This is a genomic window from Candidatus Thiodiazotropha sp. AKAK2 (assembly GCF_058244685.1).
In genome coordinates, this window is sequence record NZ_JBSYOP010000002.1 from 24,578 (window position 1) to 30,614 (window position 6,037).

Below are 6,037 nucleotides of genomic sequence, written 5' to 3' on the forward strand. Positions count from 1 at the left end.
CCATGGCCATGTTCCGCAACAACCGCAACTTCGATGCCGACCCCTTCACCGACCTGCTGTTCAATGCATTACTTGCCTTCACCTTCCTGTTTCTGGTGGCGCTGATGTTTCTCAACCCGCCAGCCAAAACCGGCACCATCAACCCGAAGGCGGATTTCATCATCACCGTTAGCTGGCCCGACAACAATCCGGATGATATCGACACCTGGGTAGAGGGCCCGGCCGGTCAACTGGTCTGGTTCAAGCAGCCGCAGGCGGGACTGCTGCACCTCGACCGGGATGACAGAGGCCTGGCCAATGACAGTCTGGTGGTGGATGGCAAAGCGGTGGTCAATCCACTTAATCAGGAAGTGGTCACCCTGCGCGGCCGTCCACCCGGGGAGTATGTGGTCAATGTGCACTATTACAACAGCAAGACCCGGCAACCGGTGCCGGTGACCGTCTCTCTGGCAGAGGTCAATCCGGTACTGAAGATCCTGCACTACGCCAATCTACAGCTACAACGACTGGGAGAGGAGCAGACCGCGGTGCGCTTCTCAATCGCGCCGGATGGCCAGGTTTTCGATATTAACACCCTACCCAAATCGATCGTGGAGGTTGGCAAACTTTGATGGAATCCACACTGCTGCTGGTACTGGCCTATGTGGCCCTGACCGCCCTGATCACCCTCTGTCTGTTCCGCTCGCCATTCCACTGGAGCCTGAAACTGTTACTGGTGGTGGCGACCTCCGCGCTCTACTTTGTCAGCTATCAGGGTTGGCGTGAAGTCCAGGGGTGGCCGGTCAGCAGTTCGTTGCCGACTCGTTTTCAGCTGCATGCAGCAATCATCAATGAGCCAAATAAAACCTTTGGTTCGCCAGGTACCATCCATGTCTGGATCACCGACCTGAGCACAGCCGAACCCGCTGAAAAACCCCGTGCCTATCGACTGGACTATCAAAAAAGTCTGCATACCAATCTGCAGGAGGCATTGAGAAATCTGCGCAACGGTGTGATCCAACTGGGCCGCATCAAAGAGAGCGGTGTGAGCGGTATGCCACGGGACTTTACCCGCATGGGAGAGAAACGCCAGCAGCTCGAAATCTATAGCCTGCCTGATCCAGCCTTGCCGGAAAAATAAGATGCATCGGATCGGCCTACTGCTCGCTCTGCTCGGTTCCCTGGTCACAGGCTGCAGTGAACGACATCCCACCCGTCAGGGATCCTACTTTCCACTCACCCCGGATATGAGATGGACCTACCGGGTCACCACCGAGGTCGCCGGACGTGTGGAGAGGCGGGAATTTGTGGCGTACAACAGCGAACCGGAAACGCTGAAGGGCCTGCCTCACAGCGTTCGCATCACCAGTGAGGGCACCCGCTACTATCTGCGCAACGTGGATGAGGGGGTCTACCGCAATGGCAAGCGCACCGTCGTGGAGACGGAGGTGAGAATGGATAACGACCCGCACTGGGTGTTGAAACGCCCGTACCAAACCGGCACCAGCTGGAGCAACCTGACCTATCCCTACGTGCTGCGGCGAATCAGTCCCTATGAACAGACCCTGACCCGTGGCAGCGCCCTGAAGATGGCCTACCAGATCAGCCAACTGGATGCGCAGGTCGATGTACCGGCCGGCCATTTTGAGCAATGTCTGCTGGTTGAAGGAGAGGCGCAGTTAACACTCTACGCGGATGGACGTGAGGGTTATCAGGATATCGAGATCAATACCCGTGAGTGGTATGCACCCGGTGTCGGCCTGGTGAAGCTGGTTCGCGAGGAACCCATGTCGGGTTCGGTGTTCAGTGGAGGCAAGGTGGTCTTCGAGCTGATTGGGGTTGAACATTGAATTGCGGACAACGCCCTAGCCGTATGATCGCAATAGACTTTGACACCTCAACCAGAGATACAAATATAGAGAGATCGGATTCCTGTTAACAAGCCCTGTTTAAGCTTAAGATCCAGGAGAGCCAAGCCGTAACGGCTCCTCTTCAGAGATCACATGGCCCACGAACTTACTCATGTCGTCAAGGATCTTGCCACCACGCCGAAAGCCCAGGCCGCAGGCCTCCCAGACATAGAAGACACCAGCCTGATAGTTTTGTCCAACACTGTCCTTGGGGAAGTCAACCCACTCCTGGTAGATGTTTTTGTGGAAATCGTAGGGACCATCGCTCTGTTCAATCAGCTGCCCGCCGGCATCCAGGATGCGCATATTGGCGCCCTCACGTCCAAACAACTTCTTTTCAACCTGAGCCACGCCAGGCAGAGGCTCGAATGCGGTGGGCAGCAGGTAGGGTGAGTTGGGGAACAGATCATAAAGGATCTTCATCATCCCCTTACTCTGAAACAACAGTGTGTATGGCGGATTGATGATGCGGGTTTGCCCCTGCTTTGCACTCTGCTCCAGCATCCGGGTTAGCTCAAGCTCCTGCTCGGCGATATCTTCCCAGGGAAACAGCTTGAACCAAAAGTCGGCCAGCTGACCATCTTTATTGAACACACCTTCATCATGACTAAAGCCCGCTTCGTTCAGGTAGCAAAAGTCGGTAAAAAAGCCGGCCTCGTGAGCCGCCTGCTGCAGATAGCGGGTTGTACGCTCATCCTCCGGCAGGTCGCTGATACTGGAAAAGAGCAGCTTCTCCCCATTGTAGCGGCTGGCAAAATCGAAATCGGCATCGTCACCACTGATCAGACGCCGGAAATTCTCTTTCAACATCTCGTGCAAGTTGTTGAACTGGCGAGCCTCGTTCATACCGTTCGCCTTCAGAATTGCCCACTGAATAATGGCTGTTTCGAACAGGCTGGTTGGGGTGTCAGCATTGAATTCGATTAATTTGACGGGGTGACCATCGAGTCCCCCGGCCAGATCGAAACGGCCATAGAGATGCCAATCATCTCGATCCCAGCTGTTCTCAATCAGCCCGACCAGATTGGCGGGTATGCCCAGCTCATAGTAGAGTTGATTATCTATGACATGCTGGGCTCCTTCTACATACATGTCATAGAGAGTGTTGGCAGCCTGATAGTAGGCCTCCGCTTCTGCCTCACTCAGTTGAACCAGATCGCTGACGATATAGTCACTGCCATCCGCATCGGTATGCCAACTCATACCGATCTCTTCCATAACTCCCTTGCTGAGGGGCTCTACCTTCAGAGTGTCGACCATCAATCAGCCGCCAAAGGAGTTGAAGCGGCTGCTGGAACTGCTGCCGCCCGATTTGTTACCACCAAAAAAGCCACTCTTGGGCTGACTTTTGGCCGTCTTGTTATAAGGCTGAGAGATCGTGCTGGTAGGGCGGCCACCGCCATACTGTTGTTGAGTGCGCTGAAAATTACTGTTGCCGGCCAGTCGGTTGGCCAGCATGCCGCCGATCAGTGAGCCTGCAGCGGCGGCCAATAGGGTTTCACCCAGCGACAATCCTCCAGAGTGCATTGAGGGATCCTGTGTCAGGCGTGAGGAGCCCGCTTCAACCTTCGCGGCCTCCTGTTCGGCAATCTGTTTAAGTTCATCTTCGCTAAGAAAACGCTCATTTCCTTCCTGATCACGAAGAATCGCGCGAGTTGGGCCACTGGTCGGATGTTTCTCTACCAAGGTGTAGCTGTCCGGGTTTACAGCAACCTGCTCAATCACCATGAAGACATTCTGCCCCTGTTCGACCCCGGATTGGTTACCGAAGCCGCTGCCTTGCGGCGGATTACCCTGGTCGCTACAGCCATTCAGACTGGCGATAGTGCTCAATCCAATCGTTCCGGCGATGGAGTAAGAGAGTACTTTCCTGATGTGTCTCATGGATCACCCTGTATCTTCAAGTCGTAAAGTGGGGTCGTATTGTATCCAGTTGTTGTGAATTGACAAACCTTAGCCCGCATTTCTCACCACGGAGATAATTCGATGATATTTGAGTCATATGAGACGAGAATGGTCATGATAATTATTTATTGGCTGCACTCAGGATCATTTTAAAGAGTCATTAGTGCCTTTTGCGGTGATGCACTGACCTCCGTATCGTGATTTGCTGAGCAGAGGCGATAGAGGATTCTCATCCACCAGGCTGGACGGATGCTTTGAGATAGAAGTAGCCTTTTCCCTAATTTCGTATCGGGATTTTCATCAGGTTCCCCCAGATATCATGGAAACTGTCGCGATAGGGATAACTCTCTGAGAAAGCGATCCAGACCTTGCGCACACTGACCCGGAGCAACGCGCCGATCTTGAATATCTTCAGCCGGATGGTGGTCGCCTGGGCTTTGGCCCATGGCGTTTCCTTCAACCCCAGGCGTCGCAGTGTCTGCATCAGCACATAGGCAAACGATGAGAAGTAGAGCCGTAGCTGATTGGCGCGCATCTCATGCGTTGAGGTACGGTCGGCAAACAGGCCAAGTTGTTGTTCCTTGATGCGGTTTTCCATGTCACCGCGCGCGCAGTAAAAGTCTTCATATAATGCACGCGCATCCCAGCTCCTGTCGGTGATCGAGGTGACAATAAAGCGTGGGTTTTCTCCCTTGCTCAGGTACTCGGCCTTGCCAATGACCCGGCGTTCACAGGACCAGCTTTTAAGGGTTCTATAGCAAAAGTCCTTGAACACGCGTGCGGCTTCTCCCGTGGCTTCATGGCACCGTCTGGCTTGCGTCATCTCCGCTTGAATTTCGGTTTTTAGACGGTCGTTTTTAGGCAAACCGAATACGTAGTCGACCCGGTTGTTTTCACACCAGCCCATCAGTGACTCCCGGCAAAAACCACCATCTCCTCGTACAATGATCTGGACTTCAGGCCAAATCTTGCGTAATTCACCCACGATGCGACGGACTTCTTCTTGTGTGCCGGCAGCGCCATCCTGGTTCGATGGCCGCAAGAGCGCGCACAGCAGATCCTCGTCACTGAAGATATACAGGGGGAGATAGCAATAATGGCCGTAGTATCCATGAAAGAATCGGCCTTCCTGGCTGCCGTGTACCGGATCATCCGTTGCATCAACATCCAACACAATCTGTTCGGGTGGCTCCTCGTGCGATTCGACAAACAAATCCATGAGCAACCGGTCCATCGCCGCAGGATGGGCGACGATTTTTTTGTAACGATCTGCAGTGCTGGCATGTGCCGAAGTCAGCTCCAGACGGTTTCGTGTGCTCTTGCCAGCCAGGGCTTTGCCCTTGTCCTGCTGTCGTACGCGATCCGCACCAGTGATATCCGTTTTGTCACACAGTAATGCCAGCAGGGCATCCTGGCGCAACTCATCATGATCACTCAGATCTTCATAGCCCAACGCAAGACCGTAGATGCGTTGTTTGATCAGCGATTCCAGGGAATGTTCCACTAATTCAGGATGACGATAATCCGTAAAACACTGGCTTAAACGCTTGAGAATATGACTGCAATTCTCTACCTCGCGTAACAGCAGGCCACCTGCGTCTGAAGTGATACGGCCACCATCAAATTTTCCAATCACTTCTCGCTTGCCGAGGCCATGAAATTCAATCTGTTCTGGTTGACACTCTGTGTTCATAAGGCCGTTGCTCCCGCGCGCTGTAAATCATTGATCGCACAACATTTATGCCACGAGACTCGGCCTTATTCAATTGTTTGGTGAGAAATGCGGGCTATATTTGGACTGGACGACGATGGGCTTATCTGGCCATCGTACTCGATCTGTTTGCGCGACAACCGGTGGGATGGGCATTATCGCTGAGTCCTGACAGCTTGCTGACAAAGAAGGCGTTAACGATGGCCTTTGAGTCACGCGGTGAGCCTAAAGGGGTGATGTTTCATTCCGACCAAGGCTGCCAATACACCAGCCTATTTTTTCGACAGCAACTGTGGCGCTATCAAATGGTACAGAGTCTGAGTCGCCGTGGTAATTGCTGGGATAACAGTCCCGTGGAGCGATTTTTCAGAAGCTTTAAAATGGAATGGATGCCTGAGATCGGCTATCGCACTTTTGAGGAAGCGAAGTACCATATCACGGAGTATATTATTGGATACTATAGCCAATTCAGGCCACATACTCACAATGATGGATTGGCACCTAGGGTAGTTGAGCAACAGTACTGGAATGC

Annotated in this window: 6 protein-coding genes and 1 pseudogene; 4 read left to right on the forward strand and 3 right to left on the reverse strand. The window is 53.3% G+C overall.

The window, feature by feature from the left end:
• The first annotated feature begins 2 nt into the window (after positions 1–2).
• The 3 genes from AC4IE8_RS00330 to AC4IE8_RS00340 are packed head-to-tail and all read left to right on the forward strand — an operon-like array spanning position 3 to position 1,829.
• Positions 3–611: a DUF2135 domain-containing protein gene (locus AC4IE8_RS00330; RefSeq protein ID WP_490790020.1), complete on the forward strand. Its 609-nt coding sequence runs from the start codon at positions 3–5 to the stop codon at positions 609–611.
• Positions 611–1,120: a hypothetical protein gene (locus AC4IE8_RS00335; RefSeq protein WP_490790021.1), complete on the forward strand. Its 510-nt coding sequence runs from the start codon at positions 611–613 to the stop codon at positions 1,118–1,120. Before AC4IE8_RS00330 ends, AC4IE8_RS00335 begins: the two co-directional genes overlap by 1 nt.
• Position 1,121: 1 nt before the next feature.
• Positions 1,122–1,829, forward strand: a complete 708-nt coding sequence (locus AC4IE8_RS00340) for a hypothetical protein (protein WP_490790022.1) — start codon at positions 1,122–1,124, stop codon at positions 1,827–1,829.
• Positions 1,830–1,934: 105 nt separating this feature from the next.
• Here AC4IE8_RS00340 and AC4IE8_RS00345 read toward each other — a convergent pair whose 3' ends face one another.
• The 3 genes from AC4IE8_RS00345 to AC4IE8_RS00355 form a co-directional block, all read right to left on the reverse strand.
• Positions 1,935–3,149, reverse strand: a complete 1,215-nt coding sequence (locus AC4IE8_RS00345; RefSeq protein ID WP_490790023.1) for a glutathionylspermidine synthase family protein — start codon at positions 3,147–3,149, stop codon at positions 1,935–1,937.
• A 3-nt stretch (positions 3,150–3,152) separates the two neighbouring features.
• On the reverse strand, positions 3,153–3,773 hold the full coding sequence (locus AC4IE8_RS00350; protein ID WP_068992610.1) for a Cj0371 family chemotaxis-regulating polar lipoprotein: 621 nt from the start codon (positions 3,771–3,773) through the stop codon (positions 3,153–3,155).
• 298 nt (positions 3,774–4,071) lie between these two features.
• A complete protein-coding gene (locus tag AC4IE8_RS00355; protein ID WP_490790024.1) occupies positions 4,072–5,487 on the reverse strand; it encodes an IS1380 family transposase in 1,416 nt (471 codons plus the stop codon).
• A gap of 95 nt (positions 5,488–5,582) precedes the next feature.
• Between AC4IE8_RS00355 and AC4IE8_RS00360 the strand changes: the two are divergent.
• Positions 5,583–6,037, forward strand: a pseudogene (locus AC4IE8_RS00360) (IS3 family transposase); the annotation flags it as partial.

Excerpts from the sequence above, each read along its gene's own strand:
- AC4IE8_RS00330 (WP_490790020.1), top strand. The coding sequence starts at position 3 with ATGGCCATGTTCCGCAACAACCGCAACTTCGATGCCGACCCCTTCACC.
- AC4IE8_RS00335 (WP_490790021.1), top strand. The coding sequence starts at position 611 with ATGGAATCCACACTGCTGCTGGTACTGGCCTATGTGGCCCTGACCGCC.
- AC4IE8_RS00340 (WP_490790022.1), top strand. The coding sequence starts at position 1,122 with ATGCATCGGATCGGCCTACTGCTCGCTCTGCTCGGTTCCCTGGTCACA.
- AC4IE8_RS00345 (WP_490790023.1), bottom strand. The coding sequence starts at position 3,149 with ATGGTCGACACTCTGAAGGTAGAGCCCCTCAGCAAGGGAGTTATGGAA.
- AC4IE8_RS00350 (WP_068992610.1), bottom strand. The coding sequence starts at position 3,773 with ATGAGACACATCAGGAAAGTACTCTCTTACTCCATCGCCGGAACGATT.
- AC4IE8_RS00355 (WP_490790024.1), bottom strand. The coding sequence starts at position 5,487 with ATGAACACAGAGTGTCAACCAGAACAGATTGAATTTCATGGCCTCGGC.